Source organism: Rathayibacter sp. AY1E6 (assembly GCF_002931115.1).
Classification (GTDB): Bacteria; Actinomycetota; Actinomycetes; order Actinomycetales; family Microbacteriaceae; genus Rathayibacter.
In genome coordinates this window covers 73,187-94,151 of the sequence record NZ_PSVK01000003.1, presented here as the reverse complement: position 1 = coordinate 94,151, position 20,965 = coordinate 73,187, and the positions used below count along the sequence as shown (strand labels likewise).

Genomic DNA, 20,965 nt, shown 5'->3' with positions numbered 1-20,965 from the left:
CCACGCTAACCGACGCCGGTCGGACGGGGCCCCGGGAGGCGGAGGAGCGCACCCCGCCACCTCCCGGGCGCGACGTCAGTCCCGGCCGGTGATGCCCCGGGTCGAGGCGATGACGTCGCCCATCTTCTTCCCGAGGGCCTCGTAGAACATCGACAGCGGGAACTCGTCGTCCAGCACCGCGTCGGTGAGCCCGCGCGGGGCGCCGAGCAGCACCTCGTCCGGGAGCCCGCGGGCCCAGGCGGAGGCGGGGTGCGGAGCGAGAGTGGCCGCGATCAGCTCGTGCGCGGCCAGCCAGTGCGCCGTCTTCGGCCGGTCGATCGATCGCCAGTAGAGCTCGTCGATCGCGTCCGAGAGGGCGACGACCACGTCGGCGACGCCGTCCCACTCGAACGCCAGCCGGGTGTCGGTCCAGTGCAGGACGCCGTGCTGGTGCAGCCAGGCGAAGAGCAGCTGGCCGCCGAGGCCGTCGTAGTTGCGCACCCGCGACCCGGTGAGCGGGAAGCGGAAGAGCCGGTCGAACAGGATCGCGTACTGCACGAAGCGCGAGCGCTCGGCCAGCGCCTCCTCCTCGTCGTCGCGGCGGTCGAGCGCGCCGAGGCGGCGCTCGATGGCGACGGCCTCGCGGAAGGCGGTGAGGTCGCACCGCAGCTCCTCCAGCGAGTAGAGGAAGAAGGGCATCCGCTGCTTGATCATGAACGGGTCGAACGGCAGGTCGCCGCGCATGTGGGTGCGGTCGTGGATGAGGTCCCACATCACGAAGGACTCCTCCGCCAGGCGCTGGTCGGCCAGCAGGCGCTGCGCGTCCTCCGGGAGCTCGAGACGGGTGATCCGGGCCGCCTCCGTGACGACGCGGCGGAACCGGGCCGCCTCGCGGTCGGCGAAGATCGCGCCCCAGGTGAAGGACGGGACGGAGCGCATCGCGACCGTCTCGGGGAACAGCACAGCGCTGTCGGTGTCGTAGCCGGCGGTGAAGTCGACGAAGCGCACGGGCACGAAGAGGGCGTTGGAGTAGTCCCCGGCCTCCAGCTCGGCGACGAACCGCGGCCAGACGACCTCGACGAGGACGGCCTCGACGTGGCGGTCGCGGCTGCCGTTCTGGGTGTACATGGGGAAGACGACGAGGTGGCGGCGGCCGTCGACGCGCTCGAGCTGCGGCTGGAACGCGGTGAGCGAGTCGAGGAAGTCGGGCAGGCCGAGTCCGCCGGCGCTCCAGCGCTCGAGGTCGACGACCAGCGCGTCGAGGTACGCGGCGTCGTGCGGGAACGCGGGGGCGAGGGTGCGGACGCCGGCGACGATCCGCTCGACGAGGGTGCGCGCCTCCTCGAGCCGCTCGGGATCGGCGAGCGAGCCGTCCTGGGACTGGAGCGGCTGCAGCGCGGCGGCGGCCGCCTTCAGGTCGAGCCAGGCGGCGGAGTCCTCCACGCGGTCCTCGACGACCTCGGGTTCTCCGACGACGGTGCTCTGCACGGCTTGCGACATGGTGATCCTCCTCACGCTGGTGATACGGGGCTGCAGGAGCGGAACGCGCTCCGACTCCGAGCGTATGGGCTCGTGCGCGCGCTTTTCTTGCGTCTCAGCGGAGCGAAGCGGCGATCTCGCGGGGGCGGGCGCACGTCTCCGCCGCCCCTCGGAGGCCCCGCGGTCAGCGGCTGCCCAGGTGTTGTGCAGGTGCCACCCCCCGTCCGGGGCTAGATTCCTCACCGCTTCCGTTTCCCTCCCCTGATCGGGTCGAAAATGGGGCGACACCGTGTCCGCATCCCGAGTGCGGAGACATCCGATCGGACAGGCGCGCCGAACACCCTGGCGGCGCGCTCGATCGGCGAGCCATCCTGAGAGAGAGGATCGGAGCGCGTGACGGGACCCGAACCCGGAAGCGACCAGAGAACAGCCAGCATCGACCACCACCCCGAGAACCTCCGCCTGCTCCCCTGGCCGCAGGCGGACGCCTCCGTCCTGCGCGACACCCTCGCGCACGCGGGCGGCGGACTCGAGAGCGAGAGCGAGATCCTCGTGCGCCACGACCGCTACCTGCGCGGTTGGGCGGACGGCGACGCGTTCTTCTACGTGGTCGAGCTGGACGGACTCTCCGTCGGCTCCATCGGCTATTGGTACGGCTGCTCGCGCGGCGTCGTCGCCTACGAGGCGGCGTGGAGCATCGCTCCGCACGCCCGCGGCATCACCGCGGCCTCCGTGCGGATGCTGCTCGAGGAGGCGGCGGCGTTCCCCGTGCCCCGCTTCGTGCACGCCTTCGTGGCGGAGAGCGACCTGGACGCGGGCGCGACCTGCGTCGAGGCCGGCTTCGACCGGATCGACCTCGTCGAGCAGGGCGAACCGCCGGAGCTCTACGTGGACTGGGCGTTCGACCTGGCCGCCGTGGCCTGATCAGATCCCGTGGCGCTCCAGCCACGGCCGCAGCACCGCGAGGAACTCCTCGGGGTGCTCGAGGCCGGGCAGGTGCGCCGCGTCCTCGAGCACGTGCAGCTCGGCACCGCCCACCTCGGCGGCGAGGTGCTCGCAGACCGGCAGCGACTCGGAGAGGTCGTGCGCGCCCGCCACGACGAGGGTCGGCGCGGCGATCTCCCCGAGCCGCTCGCCCGCCGGCCCGGAGGGATCGATCGGGCGGGGGGCCTCCGCCTCGTGGCCGACGCCCGTGAGCGCGAGCTCCCGGACCCGCGCGAGGAACTCCGGAGCCACGTCGTCCGCGGAGCGGTCGGGACCCACGGCCCAGAGCTCCGCCTCGACGATCGCCGCGGCCTCCCGCTCGCCCGCGAGCTCCAGCGCCTCGACCTCCCCGAAGCGCCGCTCCTCCTCCGCCGTCAGCGCGGGGTAGTCGAAGCCCGCCAGGCCCGGCGCGATCACGACCAGGCCGGTCACCCGCTCCGGATGCTCGAGCGCCAGGTCGAGCGCGAGCGTCCCGCCCCGCGAGCAGCCGACGACCACCGCGCGCTCGACCCCGAGGTGGTCGAGCACGTCCAGGGCGTCCCGGCGCGGGTCGTACTCCACGTCCTCCGTGCTCGTTCCGCCCGCGCCGCGGACGTCGTAGCGGACCACCAGCCGGTCGCGCGAGAGGTCGGGGACGAGCGGGTCCCACATCCGCAGGTCGGCGATGCCCGCGTGCACGAGCAGCAGGGCGGGCGCGGAGGCGTGGCCGTCCGCCTCCCAGTAGAGGCTCGCGCCGGGGACCTCGAGATGCGGCATGCCGCACACCGTAGGCGCGTCCCGCCGGCGCTGCAACGCCCGGCCACTGCCTAGGGTGGAGGCGCGACAGCGGACGGGCCGCGGCGGGGAGGCGGCGGCGTGGAGGGCGTGCTCACCGGCTTCTCGATCATCGGGGTCGTCATCGCGGTCGGCTACCTGATCGCGCGGTTCCGGATCGTCCCGCCCGAGAGCCGGCTGATCCTGTCGCGGATCGCCTTCTTCGTCACGACGCCGGCGCTGCTGTTCACCGTGCTGTCGCGGGCCGACGTCTCCGTCCTCTTCTCCTCGTTCCTGCTCGTCTCGCTCCTGACGGTGCTGACCGTCGCCCTGCTCTACGTGCTGGCCTCGCGGCTGCTCTTCCCCCGCCCGCTGCCGGAGACGGTGATCGGGACCGCGGCCTCCTCCTACGTCAACGCCAACAACATCGGGCTGCCGGTCGCCATCTACGTGCTGGGCGATCCGCAGTGGGTGGCCCCGACGCTCCTCCTGCAGCTGATCGTCCTCGCGCCGACGATCCTGACGCTGCTCGACGTCTCGACGAGCGGGCGGACCTCGGTCGGCGCGATCCTCACGCAGCCGCTGCGGAATCCGATGATCATCGCCTCCGCCCTCGGCCTCGTCGTCGCCCTCACCGGCGTCGAGCTGCCCGCGCCCGTGCTGCAGCCGTTCTCGATCATCGGCAACGCGTCGATCCCGCTGGTGCTGATCGCCTTCGGGATGTCGCTGCGCGGGCAGCGGCCGCTGGAGGCGGGGCCGGCGCGGGTCGAGGTGGTCGTCGCCTCCGTGCTCAAGTCGCTGGTGATGCCGGCGGTCGCGCTGCTGCTGGGGCGCTTCGCGTTCCACCTCGACTCCGAGCACCTCTTCGTGGTGACGGTGACCGCCGCGCTGCCGACCGCGCAGAACATCTTCACCTTCGCCTCGCGCTACGACCGGGGCGTCGCCGTCGCCCGCGACACGGCCCTCGTGACCACGGTCGCCGCGGTGCCCGTGCTCATCGGGGTGTCCCTCCTGCTGGGCTGAGCGGAGCAGCATCCCCGGCTCCCGCTCGGGCCCGGCGGAGGCGCCGGACGGCCCGCGCATCCGCGTCGCGTGTCCCTCGTCCTGGGACGGGGCCGGTGGCGCGGGCCCGGTCGCACTCCGCCGACCGTCGCTTAGGCTCTCTCGAATGAGCACCACCACGTCCGCCGACCGCTCCGCCCGCGGCAGGCCGCGCCGCCGTCGCGGCCTCTGGATCACGCTGATCGTCCTCCTGGTCCTGCTGATCGGCGCCGTCGTCGCGGTGCTCCTCGGCGTGCGCACCTACGACAAGGCGATGACCGTCCGCGACAAGCTGACCGAGGCGATCCCGCTGGTGTCGCAGGTGACGGACAGGCTGACGACGTTCGACACCTCCGGGGCGGAGGAGACCGCGGGCCGGATCGCGACCCTCACCGGCGAGGCGCGCGACGAGACCGAGGACCCGGTGTGGCGGGTGATGGAGGTGGTGCCCGTCCTCGGGCCGAACCTGTCCGCGGTCCGCGCCGCGACCGAGATCGCCGACGACGTCTCCGGCCGGATCGTCACGCCGCTCTCCACGACCTCGCTCGACATCCTCAAGCCCGTCGACGGCAGGGTAGACCTCGCGGCGATCACCGAGCTGTCGCAGAAGATCACTGTCGCCAAGGAGGTCGTCGACGCGGCGCAGACCCGCGTCGAGGGCATCGACCGCGGCCCGCTGGTGCCGCAGGTCGCCTCGGCCCTCGACTCCTTCACTCCGCAGCTGGCGACCGCGACCGCGGCGATGGAGCAGGTCGAGCCGCTCACCGCGATCCTCCCCGACTCCCTCGGAGCGTCCGGTCCGCGCCACTACCTGGTGATGTTCCAGAACCTGGCGGAGTCGCAGGCTCTGGGCGGCGGCGCGTCGTCGGTGATGCAGCTCGACGTCGACGGCGGCGCGATATCGATCGGCCGTCAGCTGGGCAGCGGCGACTTCCGCGGTCTGGCGCCCGTCACCGTCGACCAGAGCGCGCTCGACACCATCGGCGAGAACATGGCGACGACCTTCAACGTCTCGACCAGCCGCCCCGACTTCCCGACGGCCGCCTCGATCGCCTCGCAGTTCTGGGCGCAAAAGTTCCCCGAGCAGAGGATCGACGGCGTCCTCGCGATCGACCCCGTCGCCCTCTCCTACCTCCTCGGCTCGACCGGGCCCGTGACCCTCACCGACGGCACGGTCCTCACGAGCGAGAACACCGTCTCGACCCTGCTCAACGAGGTCTACTTCCGCTACCCGGAGTCGGTCGTGGCCGAGCGCACCGACGAGTTCTTCTCGGAGGCGAGCGCGACGGTCCTGGGCAAGATCCTCGGCGGGGAGATGGAGCCGACGAAGATGCTCCCGGCGATCGTGAAGGCGGTCGACGAGAGCCGCATCCTCGCCTACAGCTCCGACGCCGACGAGCAGGCGCTCCTCGCGCCCACGCCGATCGCGGGGGTCCTGCCGCAGACGACGACCGACGGCACGACCACCGGAGTGTTCTTCCAGGACGCCTCGGGCGGCTCGAAGATGGACTACTACCTGAGCACGGCGGTCACGCAGTCGAGCGCGGGCCGGTGCGCCGCCTCGGGCGCGGTCTTCACCACCTCCGTCACCGTGACCAACACGATCTCGAAGGCGGTCGCTCGGACGCTGCCCGGCTACGTCGCCGCGGCCGGCGGGCGCGGTGCGTACCCCCTGGGCGACTTCGTCACCAACATCTACGTCTACGGCCCTCCCGGGACCACGGTGTCGAGCGCGGCCTGGGCCGACGGCACGGGCTACGGACCCGAGAGCCTCGACGACCTCGGCCGTCCCGTCTCGAAGGTCGCCGTGCAGCTCTCGCCCGGCCAGTCCGAGACGTTCGACGTGCAGTTCAGCGCCGGCGACGCCTCCGGCTTCGGCGACCAGACCGTGCGGGTGACCCCGATGATCAACCCCACCGCGGTCACGCTGAACGACGAGCCCGCCTGCGGCTGACCGCGCCGGCGGTCGGCGCCCCGGGTCGGTGCTGGACCAGCGCTGACCGCGCCGACCGCTGACGCGCCCCCGGGTCGGTGCTGGACCAGCGCCGACCGCGCCGACCGCTGACGCGCCCCCCGGGTCGGTGCTAGACCAGCGCCGACCCGGGGATCGAGCTCGTCACGAGCGAGGAGGCGAGGAACGCGGTGGCGATGCAGAGCACGAACCCGATGACCGGCACGAGGAACGCGCGACGGCCCACGAGGTAGCGCACGACCGTCACGGCCACGGCGATCAGCGTCAGCGCGGGCGGCCCGATCAGCGCGATCGAGACGCCCCAGTCGATCCGGTCGAAGTCGCAGGCGAAGTTCTGGCCCTCGCACTGCGCGGGGAAGACCGAGAGGATCGCGGCGAGGTAGCCGAGCACGATCGTCAGCAGGCCGAGGGCGAGGCAGCCGAGGATCGAGAGCACGAGGTCCCAGCGGCGCCGGCGCGGCTTCCCGGCGGCGATGATCTCGCCCACCGAGCGGTAGGCGTCGGACCGGAACTCGTCGTGCGCGGCTCCGGGACGGGCGGTCGCGGGGCGGGCGGTCGCAGGGCGTGCCGTCGCGGGTCGGGCGGCGGGGCGGGAGGCGCCGGCCGAGGCGGCCTGGGCCCGCGCGCGCTTCTTCTTCGACGAGGCCATGCTCAGAAGATCATCGGGCGGTCGTCGTCGAGGGTCGTCTCGAGGTCGAGGTCGACCACCACCGGGACGTGGTCGCTCGGGGCGTCGCCCTTGCGCTCGTCGCGGTGGATCGAGGCGCCGGTGACGAGCTCGCCGAACGCGGGGGAGCCGAGCACGAAGTCGATCCGCAGCCCCTCGTTGCGCGGGAAGCGGAGCTGCTTGTAGTCCCAGTAGGTGTAGCCCTCGGGCACGAGCGGGCGGACGACGTCGCGCAGGCCCGCGTCCTCGAAGGCGGCGAAGGCGGCGCGCTCGGGGATCGAGACGTGCGTGGATCCGGGGCCGAGGCTCGGGTCGCCCACGTCGCTGTCGAGCGGCGCGACGTTCCAGTCGCCGACCAGAGCGAGCGGCAGGTCGGGCTCGGCGGCCAGCCACTCGCGGGTGCTCGCCTCGAGGGCCGCGAGCCACTCGAGCTTGTAGAGGTAGTGCGGGTCGTCGACCGCGCGGCCGTTCGGGACGTAGAGGCTCCAGACGCGCACGCCGTCGACCGTGGCGCCGATCGCGCGGGCCTCGAGCGGGAAGGAGCCGTCGGCCGCCGCCTCCTTCGCGAAGCCGGGCATGCCCGGGAAGCCGATCTGCACGTCGTCCATCGGCAGGCGCGAGGCGATGCCGACGCCGTTCCACTGGCTGAGCCCGACCATCTCGACGTGGTAGCCGGCGTCGGCGAAGGCCTCGTGCGGGAACTGCTCGGGCTTGCACTTGAGCTCCTGCATGGCGAGGACGTCCACGTCCTCGCGCACGAGCCAGTCGACGACGCGGCCGGTGCGGGCCCGGATGGAGTTCACGTTCCAGGTGGCGATGCGCATCCTGGAAGTGTAGGAGCCGCCGCCGACACGTCTCCTGCGCGTCCTCCGCGCGTCCCGGCGGCCGCGGGCCGGGGGAGTCATCCCCTCGGCGGATTGCGGAACCGGTGTCGGTGGTCGATGGTTGTCTAGCGCCGTCCCGACCGGCCGTTCGTTGTGCCGTCCGGACGCCGCCGCCGCCCGCGCCGTGCGGGCCCGACGGGCTCCCCGGCGCTCCGCGCTCCCCAGCCCGGTCCACTCCCCTCCCGCTCCTGCTCCGCCCCTCCGGAGGACCCATGATCCTGCTCCGCCTCGCCTCCGCCTACGCGAAGCCCTACGCGCGCTGGGTGGCCGCCGTCGTCGTGCTGCAGCTCGTCGCGACGCTCGCCGCGCTCTACCTGCCGAGCCTCAACGCCGAGATCATCGACCAGGGCATCGGCCGCGGCGACACCGACTTCATCTGGGGCACCGGCATGACCATGCTCGGCGTCTGCGTCGTGCAGGTCGCCGCGGCGATCGGAGCCGTCTACTTCGGCGCCCGCACCGCCATGTCCGTCGGCCGCGACCTGCGCCGCGACGTCTACCGCCGCGTCGACTCGCTCAGCGGGCTCGAGGTCGGCGGCTTCGGCACGGCCACCCTGATCACCCGCGGCACGAACGACGTGCAGCAGGTGCAGATGCTCGTGCTGATGACCCTCAACTTCATGGTCTCCGCGCCGATCATGTGCGTCGGCGGCATCGTCTTCGCCCTGCGCGAGGACGCCGGCCTCTCCTGGCTGGTCTGGGTGTCGGTGCCGCTGCTGTTCGTCGTGGTCGGCTTCCTGGTGTTCCTGCTGCTGCCGCTGTTCCGCCTCATGCAGGACCGGATCGACGGGATCAACAGCGTGCTGCGCGAGCAGATCACGGGCATCCGCGTGGTGCGCGCCTTCGTGCGCGAGCCGTTCGAGTCCGAGCGGTACCGCAAGGCCAACGCGGCGATCACCGAGGTGTCGATCAAGGTCGGCAACATCTTCGTGCTGATGTTCCCCGCGATCATGATGATCCTGCACCTGGCCACCGCGGCCGTGCTGTGGTTCGGCGGGCAGCGGGTCAACGCAGGTCAGATGCAGGTGGGCTCGCTCACCGCGTTCCTGCAGTACCTCCTCCAGATCCTCACCGCCGTGATGATGGGCGTCTTCATGGTGATGATGATCCCGCGCGCGGTCGTCTGCGCCGAGCGGATCCAGCAGGTGCTCGACGCCCGCACCAGCCTCACCACGCCCCAGGGCGGAGTCCCGACGCCCGCGCGCGGCCGCGTCGAGTTCTCCGGGGTCGTCTTCGGCTACCCGGGCGCCGAGCGCCCCGTGCTCTCGGGCATCGACATCGTCGCGGAGCCGGGCCGCACCACGGCCGTCGTCGGCTCCACCGGCGCCGGCAAGACGACCCTGCTCGGCCTCGTGCCGCGCTTGTTCGACCCGCAGGAGGGCAGCGTCACGATCGACGGCGTGCCCGTCTCCTCCCTCGACCGGGCGCAGCTCGCCGAGGTGATCGGGCTCGTGCCCCAGCGCCCCTACCTCTTCTCGGGGACGATCGCCTCGAACCTGCGCTTCGGCCGCCCCGACGCGACGGACGCCGAGCTGTGGGAGGCGCTGCGCATCGCCCAGGGCGAGGACTTCGTGCGGAGCAAGGAGCACGGGCTCGACGAGCCGGTCTCGCAGGGCGGCACCAACGTCTCCGGCGGGCAGCGCCAGCGGCTCTGCATCGCGCGCGCCCTCGTCGCGAAGCCGCGGGTCTACCTGTTCGACGACTCGTTCTCGGCGCTCGACGTCGCGACCGATGCGCGGCTGCGGGAGTCGCTGGCCGACGCCACCACCGACGCGACCGTGATCATCGTGGCCCAGCGGGTGTCGACCATCCGCCACGCCGACCAGATCGTCGTGCTCGACGCGGGCCGCGTCGTCGGCCGCGGCACGCACGACGAGCTCCTCGAGACGAACGCGACCTACCGCGAGATCGTCGAATCCCAGCTGAGCGTCGAAGGAGTGTCCTGAGATGGCGCGCACACGCGACACCACCGTCCCCGAGGAGACGACGTCCCCCGAGCCCGAGTTCGAGCCCGGCGAGGGTGACGGCGGCATGTTCGGGGACGGGCCGCCCGCCCGCAAGGCGCAGAACTTCTGGCCCTCGGCCAAGCGCCTCTTCTCGCTGCTCGGCCCCGAGCGCGCTCGGATGGTCCTCGTGGTCGCCCTGGTCTCGCTGTCGGTCGTCCTCACCGTCATCGCGCCCAAGATCCTCGGGCAGGCGATGGACACGATCTTCAACGGCGTGATCGGCTCGCAGCTGCCCGCCGGCGTCCCGCTCGAGCAGATCATCGAGCAGCAGCGCGCCTCGGGCAACGGCACCTTCGCCGACATGCTGGCCAAGACCGACATCGTGCCCGGCGCGGGCATCGACTTCGTGGTCCTCGGCCGCCTGATCATCATCGTGCTGCTGATGTACGTCGTCGCGTCGGTGCTCATGTGGGCACAGGGCTACATCCTCAACGGCCTCGTGATGCGGGTGGTCTTCGACCTCCGCCAGGACATCGAGGCGAAGCTCAACCGCCTCCCGCTGCGCTTCTTCGACACCCGGCAGCGCGGCGACGTGATGTCGCGCGTCACGAACGACGTCGACAACATCCAGACGGCGCTGCAGCAGGCCTTCTCGCAGCTGGTGCAGTCGGTGCTCACCATCATCGGCATCGCCGCGATGATGTTCATCGTCTCGTGGCAGCTCGCGCTGATCGCGCTGATCTCGATCCCGCTCTCGGGCGTGATCGCAGGCGTGATCGGCGCCCGCTCCCAGAAGCTCTTCGCCGCCCAGTGGAAGAACACGGGCGCGCTCAACGGCCACATCGAGGAGACCTTCTCCGGGCTCGAGATCGTCCGCGCCTTCGGCCGCGACCGCGAGATGCTCGAGGAGTTCGACCGCCGCAACGACAGCCTCTACACCGCCTCGTTCGGCGCCCAGTTCGTCTCGGGCATGATCATGCCCGCGATGACCTTCGTCTCCTACCTCTCCTACGTGCTCATCGCCGTGGTCGGCGGCCTGCGGGTCGCCTCCGGTCAGCTGACGCTCGGCGACGCGACCGCGTTCATCCAGTACTCGCGCGAGTTCACCCAGCCGGTGACCCAGCTGGCGAGCATGGCGAACATGCTGCAGTCCGGCGTCGCCTCGGCCGAGCGCACGTTCGAGCTGCTCGACGCCGAGGAGCAGGAGCCGGAGACGGCGACCGCGTCGCTCCCGCAGCGCACCGACGGCCACGTGGAGTTCGAGGGCGTCTCGTTCTCGTACGACCCGGAGCAGCCGCTGATCGAGGACCTGACCTTCTCCGCGCAGCCCGGGCAGACGGTCGCCATCGTCGGTCCGACCGGGGCGGGGAAGACCACGCTGGTCAACCTGGTCATGCGCTTCTACGAGCTCACCGGAGGGCGCATCCTGCTCGACGGCGTCGACATCACGAGCCTCGCGCGCGGCGATCTGCGCTCGCGCGTGGGCATGGTGCTGCAGGACGCGTGGCTCTTCCAGGGCACCATCCGCGAGAACATCCGCTACGGGCGCCTGGACGCGACCGACGAGGAGATCGTCGACGCGGCGAAGGCCACCATGGTCGACCGCTTCGTGCGCCAGCTGCCCGACGGCTACGACACGGTGCTGGACGCCGACGGCGGCAGCGTCTCGGCGGGCGAGCGGCAGCTGATCACGATCGCGCGCGCGTTCCTCGCGAACCCGTCGCTGCTGATCCTCGACGAGGCCACCTCCTCGGTCGACACCCGCACGGAGCTGCTCGTGCAGCACGCGATGAACGCGCTGCGCACCGACCGGACCTCGTTCGTCATCGCGCACCGGCTCTCCACGATCCGCGACGCCGACACCATCCTGGTGATGGAGTCGGGCCGGATCGTCGAGCAGGGCGCGCACGAGGCGCTCCTGAAGCAGCGCGGCGCCTACTACGAGCTCTACATGACGCAGTTCCGCGGAGGAGGCGACGAGGCGGGCGAGCACGCCGCAGCGGGCGCGCTCCCGAGCGGGGGAGGGGTCGCCCCGTAGAGTAGGCGCGTGACCGACGCACGCCAGCAGCTCATCGAGTACATCGGCTCCGACGCCGTCTTCCACGGGGACTTCACCCTCACGAGCGGCAAGAAGGCGTCGTACTACGTCGACCTGCGCCGCGTGAGCCTCGACCACCGGGTCGCGCCGCTGATCGGGCAGGTCATGCTCGACCTCATCGCGCCGCTCGAGCGCGTCGACGCCGTCGGCGGCCTCACCATGGGAGCCGACCCGATCGCCGCCGCGATCCTCCATCAGGGCGCCGCCCGCGGTCTCGCCTACGACGCGTTCGTCGTGCGCAAGGAGCCCAAGGACCACGGCCGCGGCCGGCAGGTCGAGGGCCCCGACCTCGAGGGCAAGCGCGTCGTCGTCGTCGAGGACACGTCCACCACCGGCGGCTCGCCGCTGAAGGCGATCGAGGCCCTGCTGAAGGTCGGCGCCGAGATCGCAGGAGTCGCCGTCGTCGTCGACCGCGCGACCGGTGCCCGCGAGATCATCGAGGACGCCGGCTACCCGTACTTCGCCGCGATCGGTCTGGCCGACCTCGGCCTGAGCTGATGGTCGACGAGGGGGGACGCGGCGGGGGCCCGGGAGGCGGCGAGCACCCGGAGCCGGAGCGCCGCGGGTCCGAGGGCCGCGAGCCGGAGCCTGCCGGATCGGAGGCCTCCGAGCCGGAGCGTGCCGAGCCGGAGCGTGCCGAGCCGGAGCGACCCGAGCCGGAGCGTCCCGTCGGCAGCAGCGAGTGGCTGCTCCAGCAGCTCAGCGGCGGCCGCCTGAAGAGCATCTTCGACTCGCCCCGCCCCGTCCCTCCCGTGGAGGAGTCGCGCGCGGAGCGGACGTCCGGTCCTGCTGAGTCCGCAACCGACGAGGCCCACGCGTCAGCGGAGGAGCGGAGCGTTGCGAGCGAGTCGGCCTCCTCCGCCGACGCGGCCGGACCGTCGTCGAGCGACCGCGACCGCGACAGCAACAGCGACAGCGACAGCGACAGCAACTCCGACGCGGCGCCGCGCCGTGCCCCTGCCGCTCCGGTCGGCCTGTGGCCGGGGGAGCCCGTGCTGAGCGCGACGCCCGCCGCCGAGGAGGCCGACGGCGACCTCCCGAAACCCGCGGACGACTCCGCTCGGGTGGAGGAGCAGGACGCCGACGCCGACCGCGGAACGGTCGTGGAGCCGGAGCGCTCCTCCGACCGCGACGGCGTCTCCGCCGAGGGACGGAGCTCTCCGGGCGACGACACGGGAGTCTCCGACACGGGAGCCCGCGCCATGGGAGTGCACGAGGCGGGTGCCCGCGAGGCGAGTGCCCGCGAGACGGGTGTCCGCGAGGCGGGTGCCGGTGGGACGACTGCCCGCGACACGAGTGCCTCCGACGCGGACGTGTCCGACGAGGACGCCTTCGACGCGTTCTTCGCTCCCCTCCTCGACGACGATGCCGACGGCTCCGGCTCCGGCTCCGGCTCCGACGCCTCCGCCGATGCCGGCCGCACCGAGGTGCATCGCCGCGGGGCGGACTCCGTGCGCCCGGTCCTGCCGCACACCGACCCTCCCGCCGACCTGCCGACCGCCCCCGCCGGACTGCGCAGCGCCCACCGGCCGGACGACGAGCCCGATGCCGGATCCTCGACCGACGTCGACCCGGCGGACCGCTCCGGCGCCCTCTACCCCGCTGACGGACGCCCGGTCGGCGCGACCCCGCCGACTCCGCGCGAGCCGACTCCGCCCGCCGTCTACGAGTGGCCCGACCCGCGCGGGGACTGGGACCAGCCGCCCGTGTGGGAGCAGGTCGTCGCTCCGCAGGACGAGCCCGACGAGGACGGCGGCGACGAGGAGCTGTGGCGCGAGACCGCCGGCGCCTACTCGTGGAACCTCGAGCCGGCCGCCGAGCCCGCCGACCGCGCCGAGCCCGCGCCCTTCCGCACCGCTCCCGCGGCCGCCCACGTCAACGCCGCTCCGCCGCGGAAGCGCCGCTCCGCCCGGTCCCGACCCGAGAGCCGCGAGCGCGACTCGGCGCCCGCCGCAGCGCCCGCGTGGCGCACGCTCAGCCGACGCCGGCTCCTGATCGGCCTGATCGCGGCGGGTGCGGTGATCCTCCTCGCCGGGCTCTTCGCGATCGGCATCGCCGTCGGGAGCGCCGGCGGCCGAGCAGAGCCGCAGGCCGTCCCGGTCGTCAGCGAGACGCCCACGGCGGAGCCGACCCCCTCGCCCACGCCGACCGCGACCCTCCCGACCGTCGGACCGCTGCCCGTCGGCACCTGGGCCTGGAGCGCGCTCCTCGGCGGCGAGTGCGTCGAGCCCTTCGACTCCGTCTGGGCGGAGGAGTTCACCGTCGTGGACTGCGCGGGGGCCCACTCCGCCCAGCTCGTCTCCACCGCGGAGCTGACCGACGCGGCGTTCCCCGGCCAGGACGCCCTGGCCGTCACCGTCTCCTCGCTCTGCCAGGCGCAGGGCGTCGTGGACGTCGCCGCGGCCGAGACCTACGGCGACGTGCAGGTCGCCGGTGCGTTCCCCGTCACCCAGGAGCAGTGGGACGCGGGCGAGCGCAGCTACTACTGCTTCGTCGACCGGGCGGGCGGCGGCGAGCTGACCGGCTCCCTCGCCGGCACCCCCGCGGCCTGACGCGCGCCGTCGCTCGGGCCTCGGAGGATGCCGCCGGGCACCGGCCCGGTGCACCCGGCCGAGCCGCGGAGCGCCCAGTAGGATCGCTCGTCGTGCAGGAGAACGAGGCGACCCCCGCGACCGGACCCACCGCCTCCGTGGAGCTCACCACGAACGGCGTCGGCCCCTGGCAGGGCGAGCGGCCCGAGGACGACCGCCTCGACCCGGAGCTGCTGGAGCGCGGCGACGCGCGCAACGTGGTCGACCGCTTCCGCTACTGGCGGATGGACGCGATCGTCGCGGAGCTCGACCGCACGCGGCACCCGTTCCACGTCGCGATCGAGAACTGGCAGCACGACATGAACATCGGCTCGATCGTCCGCAGCGCGAACGCGTTCGGCGCGGAGGGCGTCCACATCGTCGGCCGGCGGCGGTGGAACAAGCGCGGCGCGATGGTCACCGACCGCTACCAGCACGTCCAGCACCACGAGACGGTGGCCGACCTCGTGCAGTGGGCCGCGGAGGCGGACGTGCCCCTCCTCGCCGTCGACAACGTCCCCGGCTGCGTGCCGCTCGAGACCTACCGGCTCCCCGAGCGCTGCCTCCTGCTGTTCGGGCAGGAGGGACCCGGCCTCTCGGAGGAGGCGATCGCCGCCTCGGAGGCCGTGCTCGAGATCACGCAGTTCGGCTCGACCCGGTCGATCAATGCCTCGGCGGCGGCAGCCGTCGCGATGCACGCCTGGGTGCTGCAGCACGTCCGCTTCTGACCCCCGCGAGCCGCGGTGCCGTATCAGGAACCGGCGCCCGGCCCGCTGCCGGGCCGCCGAAACTCAGACCGCCGAATCCGGCGGGAACTCCGACTCCAGCGGCTCCGACGACAGGAGCTCGTGCACCCCGCTCAGCACCTCGTCCGGGCGGAACGGATAGCGCTCGATCTCGGCCTCGTCGCTGATCCCCGTCAGCACCAGCACGGTGTGCAGGCCCGCCTCGATGCCCGCGACGATGTCGGTGTCCATCCGGTCGCCGATCATCCCGGTGTTCTCGCTGTGCGCGCCGATCTTGTTCATCGCCGAGCGGAACATCATCGGGTTCGGCTTGCCGACGACGTACGGATCCTTGCCCGTCGCCTTCGTGATGAGCGCCGCGATTGCCCCCGTCGCCGGGAGCACGCCCTCGGCGCTCGGCCCCGTCGCATCGGGATTGGTGACGATGAAGCGCGCACCCGCGACGATCAGGCGGATCGCCTTCGTGATCGCCTCGAAGCTGTAATTGCGGGTCTCGCCCACGACCACGTAGTCCGGCGCCGTCTCCGTCATGATGAAGCCCGCCTCGTGCAGCGCGGTGGTGATCCCCGCCTCGCCGATCACGAACGCGCTCCCGCCCGGCTTCTGCGACGCGCAGAAGTCCGCCGTCGCCAGAGCGCTCGTCCAGATCCGCTCCTCCGGCACGTGCAGCCCCGACCCGCGCAGCCGCGCCGCCAGATCCCGCGGCGTGAAGATCGAGTTGTTCGTCAGCACCAGGAACGGGGTGCCCGAATCGGTCCACTCCTGGATCAGCTCGGGCGCGCCGGGGAGCGCCTTGTTCTCGTGCACCAGCACGCCGTCCATGTCCGTGAGCCAGGCCTCGACTTCACTGCGGTTCGTCGCCATGGGTCGATGCTATCGGCGGCACCCCCGCGCACGACGGCGACGACCGGCGAACCGCCCGGCTCCCTCCGCTGACGCCCCTGTGGAGGGACGACCGTCGTGCGCCGGACGGCCGGACCCCGGACCCGCACAGCCCCGAGCGGGATAGCCTGGGAGGCATGAGTGGCGAGAACCTGCTGGGCCCCGAACCGACCCTCCTCCCCGACGAGCCCGCGGTCACCGCGGCCCTCGCGAAGCACGCGAACCCGGGAGCCGTCGAATTCGCCGCCCTCGCCGCCGCCCACCCGCGCTCCCCGCTGGCCTGGGCACTGCTCGCCGACAGCGTCTGGGGCATCGACGCGGCCCTCCCCTCCTACGCCTACGCCCGCGTCGGCTACCACCGCGGTCTGGACCTCCTGCGATCCGCCGGCTGGCGCGGCCAGGGTCCCATCCCGTGGCGCCACGGACCCAACCGCGGTTTCCTCCTCGCCCTCTACGCCCTCCGCCGCGCCGCCGACTCCATCGGCGAGACCGAGGAGGTCACCCGCCTCACCCAGTTCCTCCAGCAGGCCGACCCGATCGCCATCGACGAGATCGAGCGCTATCACGAGGACGCGCTTCCCCCCACTGCCGCCATCGTCATCCTCGGCAACGACTAGGCGGCGCCGGGGACGCGGTCCCGGGGGCGTCGGGCTCGGAGGCCGGCCCGGAGGGCTTGAGGCGGAGTCGCGATCCCGTCCACCCGCAGTCCTGCGCATCGTCTCCTGTCGGCGTGCCACCCGCCGGCGAGGATCCGGCGGAAGCCCGACCGCTCAGGTCCTCCTCGTCCCTTCCCCTGGGTAGTGTTCGCTCCTGTGACGCTCTTCTCGGACCTCCCCGTCCTTCCCGTCCTCAGGCGCGCACGCGAGCGCGATCGCCTCGCGTCCGCGGAAACGGGCTGCTGGGCGTGACACGGTCGGCCGGGGAGGCTCCGGTGAGCCGGTGGCGCCTGCGGGTCGCCGGGACCACGGCGGTCCTCGCCTTTCTGCTCCTGCTCGTCTGTGCCGATCCCTTCGGATCGGACTCCTCGCGGCAGTTCGTCCGGATCGCCCGCTCCCATGATCCGACTGGTCTCGTCCACGCCCTGGGTGGAGAAGGGATCGCAGTCTGCGCTCTCGCCTCACCGGCTGCAGCGGCGGCAGCCGCGCTGGTGGCGGCGAGCAGCCGTCGACCCTTCGTCCCCGCACTCGGAGTCCTCGCGCTGCTCGAGGGGGCGTCGACCGTCGAGATGATCGTCACTCCGCCGTCGGTCGGTGGCGTGCTGTACGGCCTCCTCTCGGTTCTCGCGGGCACGGCGGTCGGGGCGCTGGTCGGCACGATCCTCCGACGAGTCGTCCCGAATCGATCCGCCGCACGCTCACTGCGGATCCTCTGGCGCACGTGGCTCGCCGTCCTCCTCGCCGTCGCACTGCTCGCCGCGGTGGCGGTGCCCCTCTTCGTCCGACCCGTTCTCGATCCCGTGGGGGGAGCCGATGCGCTCGTGGTGCTGGGTCCTGCTACTGATCGCAGGGTCGGCCGTGCGCTCGCTCTGCTCGAGGAGCACCGGGATGTCACCCTCGTGCTCTCGACTCCGCGCCTGGAGAACGGTTCGTTCGCCCGAGCCGAATGCGATGCCGGCGAGGAGGTCAGAGTCGTCTGCTTCACTCCCTCCCCGTTCACTACGGGCGGTGAGATCTCCGAGCTGAACACGCTCTCCTCGGAGTACGACTGGACCTCGGTGGCACTGATGACCTCCACTCCGCATGTGACCCGGGTCCGCACGATCGCGTCTCGCTGCCTGCGCACACCGTTCTCGGTCGGCTCGGTCGACGAGCCGCGGCGGGTGAGCGAGTGGACTCTGGCGGTGGTCTATCAGGTGCTGGCGTTCGGCAAGCTGCTGGTCCTGCAATCCTGTGAGAGCGGCCGCTCGTGAAGAAGGATCCGCCCCTTGGGCCCCCCTTCTAGGGGCGGAACCATGGATCCGCGTCGTCGTTCCAGGAAAACGACAGAGTCTCCTCTGCTTCCCTCCGCGGTCGGGGGGTGCGGCCGTCGACAGACGATGGCGGGATGATCCGAGCATGAGGAGATGACGACGACTCTCGAAACAGGACCCGGATCCCGCCGCACGTTCCTCCGCTACGGAGGGGCCGCGGCCGCGGCCGCCGTCGTCGCCGCACCCGCCGCGGAAGCCGCGGACGAGACTATACCTGCGACCCGCGTCAACGGAATCCACAACTACCTCGAATTCGCCGGGACCACTGACGAGGACAAGCTCCGCGCCGCGATCGACTATTTCGTCGCCGCTCGCCAAGAGGTCACGTTGACGATCTCGAAGAGCTTCAAGATCACGCGCACCCTCGTGATCGACTCCTCGTACATCTCGCTCGAGTTCACCTGCGGTCCGCTGAATGCGACCGCCATCACCAGCGGTCCTGCTCTCACGGTGATCGGCAGTGCCACGTCCGGCTACCCCAACAACAGGGCGGCGATCACCGGACTCCGTCTGCTGGGGCCGGGAGCGTCCGCGACGGCCAGCACCGGAATCCTGTTCAACACCGACAGCACGACTGCCGCCACCACGCGCGGGCTCGGACTCTGGGGCCTGGAGATCTCGGGCTTCGGGACCGGCGTGTCCTTCGAGAACGATGCGTTCCTGATCAGCTTCTACAACTTCCACATCTTCCGCTGCAGGACGGCCGTTTCCATGCCCGCAGGCAGAGTCAACTACGGCGAGAACATCAAGTTCATCGGCGGTGGTATCGGCACCAGCACCCTCGGCGTCTACAACGCCAACCCGAACGGCGAGCTGCACTTCGTCTCGACGTCTATCGACTTCTGCGTGCAGGCCGTGAAGGTCGACGCGGGTCGGGTGATCCTGCACCAGCCGCATATCGAGATCAACGAGAGCGGCGCGAACTCCACGCTCTCGCAGTTCGTCACCGGGTCGAGTACAGCTGCGCAGATCTCGATCTCAGGCGGACACCTCTTCTTCCATCAGGTCCCGGTGGCCAACTACCTCTTCGAGACCACTGCAGGAGGGTGGGGCGGCGGAATCCAGGTCCATCAACTGTCGATGTTCAATACGCAGATGAAATCGGGATATCTCGCCGGTGGCACTGCGAAGGTCCGTATCAGCCAGCACGTCACCTCGGACGGGAACGGCAGCGGTTCGGGGCAGGGGTCGATTCTGCATTCGAAGGCGGCGAACAAGCTCGTCGACGGGAACTTCTCTCTCGCAGCGCCCGTCGACGCGTTCCTCAACGGCGCCGACGCGACGAGCCGCACCACCAGCCCGTCCATGACGCTGACCACCAGCGGCAACCAGCTGCTGATGACCCGAGTGGCCGGCGGTCCCGGTCCGGCGGTCTCCATCGACGTCCCCGTCACAGCGGGGCTGCTGTACGGCGTCGACTTCACCATCGCGGGATCCACGTCGACGGGCACGATGTACGTGTCCGAATCCTTCGTCGCCGTGACCGGCGTGTCCTCGTCGGGGATCCCGATCGTCGCTCGGAGCAGCGCTCGCCCGGTGTCGAATCTCGACCTCGCCGGCGCGAACGCGCAGGCTCCCTTCCGCAAGACCTATCAGCAGACGACCTGGAACCGGGTCGCTCCTGCGTGGGCGACGCACTTCCGGCTGCGGTTCACCTTCGGATCGGTGACAGCAGGAGTGACTCGCTTCTCGGAGATCGTCATCACCGAACTCTGACGGGGGCGGCGGGTGACGGACCTCGAGAAACCCGACTGGTAGCGTCAGACCATCCCTCGCCGGCCGAGGTCGTCCGCTCCGTCGCCGAAGCGGGCGTGTCGCGGTCCGATCACAGGCCGTGGTGCCCTCTCCCAGGTCGTCTCGTGGTGCCCGGGGCGGTCCGCCGAAGAGACGAACGAAGGAGAAGCACGCGAATGATCCGGGCGCTCTTCTCCGTGAAGGACTTCTCCGGCTCGAGCAACCCCTACATCGAGCTGCTCGTCGGTTCGTTCCCGGCGTCGGTGGAACCGGTCGCGTTCACCTGGCGACGTGCCCTTCTCGGGCGCTACGACGTCTTCCACGTGCACTGGCCGGAGTACCTCTTCCGTGCCCCGCGCGGCCCGCGCCGCTGGCTGAAGTCCGCCCTCGCCTTCGGGCTCATCGCCCGGCTGCTCGCGTCGGGGACGCCGGTCGTCGTGACGATGCACAACCTCCGACCGCACGAATCGGGCAGTGCCGTCGAGACTCTCCTCGCGCGCTGGCTGGACCGTCTCACGGACGTCCGCATCTATCTGAACGAGTCCGACGAGAACGACCTGGACCGGGGAGTCGTCGTCCTGCACGGCGCCTATCCGGAGTCGGCCTCTGTCCCGGGCCCCCGTGAAGCGGGTCGGCGCATCCTGTTCTTCGGGCAGATCCGGCCCTACAAGGGACTCGAGGAGCTGATCGCGGCCTTCAGCGCACTCACCGACGGCGAACTCGTCATCGCCGGCGCGGCCGCTGTCCCCGAGTACGCCGACGAGGTGCGCAGAGCGGTCGGAGCCGACGGTCGCGTCCACCTGCGGCTCGGCCACATCGACGACGCCGAGCTGGACGAGCTCCTGGCAGGCGCGGACCTCGTCACCCTGCCGTACAAGTACCTCTACAACTCCGGAGCCGCGCTGCTCGCCCTCGGCGCGCGGAAGACGATCCTGGTCCCGGCGACCGGATCGACGCGGGCCCTCGCCGCGGAGGTCGGGAGCGGCTGGGTGGAGCTGTTCGACGGCCCCGTGTCGCCGGCGGCGTTGGAGGCGGGCCTCGAGCGAGCGCGCCGGCACGGAGAGAGGGAGCGACCCGACCTGTCCAAGCGCGAGCGTTCCCTCGTGGGAGCGCTGCACGGCGCCGTGTACGAGGCGCTCGTCGCTGCAGGCCGAGGTCGAGGACGAGGCGGGAAGGGGAGGAGAGCGGCGACGCTCGCTCGCCTCCGCGCAGACCCCCGCTTCCTCCGGCATTCCGAGCTGAATCGATGAACGAGCCGCAG

The 20,965-nt window shown here is 71.7% G+C and carries 17 protein-coding genes; 12 read left to right on the top strand and 5 right to left on the bottom strand.

Annotated features, from left to right (window positions below; all coding sequences use genetic code 11):
* Nucleotides 1–75: 75 nt before the first annotated feature.
* Nucleotides 76–1,479, bottom strand: coding sequence for a DUF6421 family protein (locus C5C46_RS03930; protein WP_104222812.1), 1,404 nt, complete (start codon nucleotides 1,477–1,479; stop codon nucleotides 76–78).
* Between the two features lie 372 nt (nucleotides 1,480–1,851).
* Here C5C46_RS03930 and C5C46_RS03925 point away from each other — a divergent pair, with 372 nt between their 5' ends.
* Nucleotides 1,852–2,382 carry a hypothetical protein gene (locus C5C46_RS03925; RefSeq protein WP_104222811.1) on the top strand — a complete coding sequence of 177 codons (531 nt, stop codon included), beginning with the start codon at nucleotides 1,852–1,854 and terminating at the stop codon, nucleotides 2,380–2,382.
* On the opposite strand, the gene C5C46_RS03920 is transcribed toward C5C46_RS03925, so the two are convergent.
* Complete coding sequence (locus C5C46_RS03920) at nucleotides 2,383–3,198, bottom strand: alpha/beta fold hydrolase (protein ID WP_104222810.1); 816 nt, start codon at nucleotides 3,196–3,198, stop codon at nucleotides 2,383–2,385.
* Nucleotides 3,199–3,297: 99 nt separating this feature from the next.
* On the opposite strand from C5C46_RS03920, the gene C5C46_RS03915 reads away from it, so the two are divergent.
* Together C5C46_RS03915 and C5C46_RS03910 are read left to right on the top strand one after the other, a co-directional pair.
* Nucleotides 3,298–4,218, top strand: coding sequence for an AEC family transporter (locus C5C46_RS03915; protein WP_104222809.1), 921 nt, complete (start codon nucleotides 3,298–3,300; stop codon nucleotides 4,216–4,218).
* A gap of 145 nt (nucleotides 4,219–4,363) precedes the next feature.
* Nucleotides 4,364–6,190: a DUF4012 domain-containing protein gene (locus C5C46_RS03910; protein WP_104222808.1), complete on the top strand. Its 1,827-nt coding sequence runs from the start codon at nucleotides 4,364–4,366 to the stop codon at nucleotides 6,188–6,190.
* A 130-nt stretch (nucleotides 6,191–6,320) separates the two neighbouring features.
* On the opposite strand, the gene C5C46_RS03905 is transcribed toward C5C46_RS03910, so the two are convergent.
* Both C5C46_RS03905 and C5C46_RS03900 read right to left on the bottom strand, forming a co-directional pair.
* A complete protein-coding gene (locus tag C5C46_RS03905; RefSeq protein ID WP_104225727.1) occupies nucleotides 6,321–6,857 on the bottom strand; it encodes a hypothetical protein in 537 nt (178 codons plus the stop codon).
* A 2-nt stretch (nucleotides 6,858–6,859) separates the two neighbouring features.
* On the bottom strand, nucleotides 6,860–7,699 hold the full coding sequence (locus C5C46_RS03900; protein ID WP_104225726.1) for an exodeoxyribonuclease III: 840 nt from the start codon (nucleotides 7,697–7,699) through the stop codon (nucleotides 6,860–6,862).
* 272 nt (nucleotides 7,700–7,971) lie between these two features.
* Between C5C46_RS03900 and C5C46_RS03895 the strand changes: the two genes are divergently transcribed.
* From C5C46_RS03895 to C5C46_RS03875, 5 genes are all read left to right on the top strand, one after another.
* Nucleotides 7,972–9,705 (top strand): ABC transporter ATP-binding protein, encoded by a 1,734-nt coding sequence (locus tag C5C46_RS03895; protein WP_104222806.1) that lies wholly within the window; start codon nucleotides 7,972–7,974, stop codon nucleotides 9,703–9,705.
* Nucleotide 9,706: 1 nt separating this feature from the next.
* Nucleotides 9,707–11,743, top strand: a complete 2,037-nt coding sequence (locus tag C5C46_RS03890; protein ID WP_104225725.1) for an ABC transporter ATP-binding protein — start codon at nucleotides 9,707–9,709, stop codon at nucleotides 11,741–11,743.
* Nucleotides 11,744–11,752: 9 nt separating this feature from the next.
* Nucleotides 11,753–12,301 carry an orotate phosphoribosyltransferase gene (gene pyrE / locus C5C46_RS03885; protein ID WP_104225724.1) on the top strand — a complete coding sequence of 183 codons (549 nt, stop codon included), beginning with the start codon at nucleotides 11,753–11,755 and terminating at the stop codon, nucleotides 12,299–12,301.
* On the top strand, nucleotides 12,301–14,355 hold the full coding sequence (locus C5C46_RS03880) for a septum formation family protein (protein ID WP_104225723.1): 2,055 nt from the start codon (nucleotides 12,301–12,303) through the stop codon (nucleotides 14,353–14,355). Before pyrE ends, C5C46_RS03880 begins: the two co-directional genes overlap by 1 nt.
* A gap of 92 nt (nucleotides 14,356–14,447) precedes the next feature.
* Entirely contained in the window at nucleotides 14,448–15,101 is a 654-nt protein-coding gene (locus C5C46_RS03875; RefSeq protein WP_104225722.1) for a TrmH family RNA methyltransferase, read from the top strand.
* A 63-nt stretch (nucleotides 15,102–15,164) separates the two neighbouring features.
* On the opposite strand, the gene C5C46_RS03870 is transcribed toward C5C46_RS03875, so the two are convergent.
* Nucleotides 15,165–15,983 (bottom strand): HAD-IIA family hydrolase, encoded by an 819-nt coding sequence (locus C5C46_RS03870; RefSeq protein WP_104225721.1) that lies wholly within the window; start codon nucleotides 15,981–15,983, stop codon nucleotides 15,165–15,167.
* 155 nt (nucleotides 15,984–16,138) lie between these two features.
* On the opposite strand from C5C46_RS03870, the gene C5C46_RS03865 reads away from it, so the two are divergent.
* The 4 genes from C5C46_RS03865 (at nucleotide 16,139) to C5C46_RS03850 (ending at nucleotide 20,954) form a co-directional block, all read left to right on the top strand.
* Nucleotides 16,139–16,618, top strand: coding sequence for a DUF3151 domain-containing protein (locus C5C46_RS03865; protein ID WP_104225720.1), 480 nt, complete (start codon nucleotides 16,139–16,141; stop codon nucleotides 16,616–16,618).
* Nucleotides 16,619–17,148: 530 nt separating this feature from the next.
* Nucleotides 17,149–17,910 (top strand): ElyC/SanA/YdcF family protein, encoded by a 762-nt coding sequence (locus C5C46_RS03860; RefSeq protein WP_146078932.1) that lies wholly within the window; start codon nucleotides 17,149–17,151, stop codon nucleotides 17,908–17,910.
* Between the two features lie 153 nt (nucleotides 17,911–18,063).
* Nucleotides 18,064–19,686: a twin-arginine translocation signal domain-containing protein gene (locus tag C5C46_RS03855; protein WP_104222798.1), complete on the top strand. Its 1,623-nt coding sequence runs from the start codon at nucleotides 18,064–18,066 to the stop codon at nucleotides 19,684–19,686.
* 194 nt (nucleotides 19,687–19,880) lie between these two features.
* The gene (locus C5C46_RS03850; protein WP_104222797.1) at nucleotides 19,881–20,954 is read left to right on the top strand and encodes a glycosyltransferase; all 1,074 of its coding nucleotides are present in this window, start codon (nucleotides 19,881–19,883) and stop codon (nucleotides 20,952–20,954) included.
* Nucleotides 20,955–20,965 lie beyond the last annotated feature (11 nt).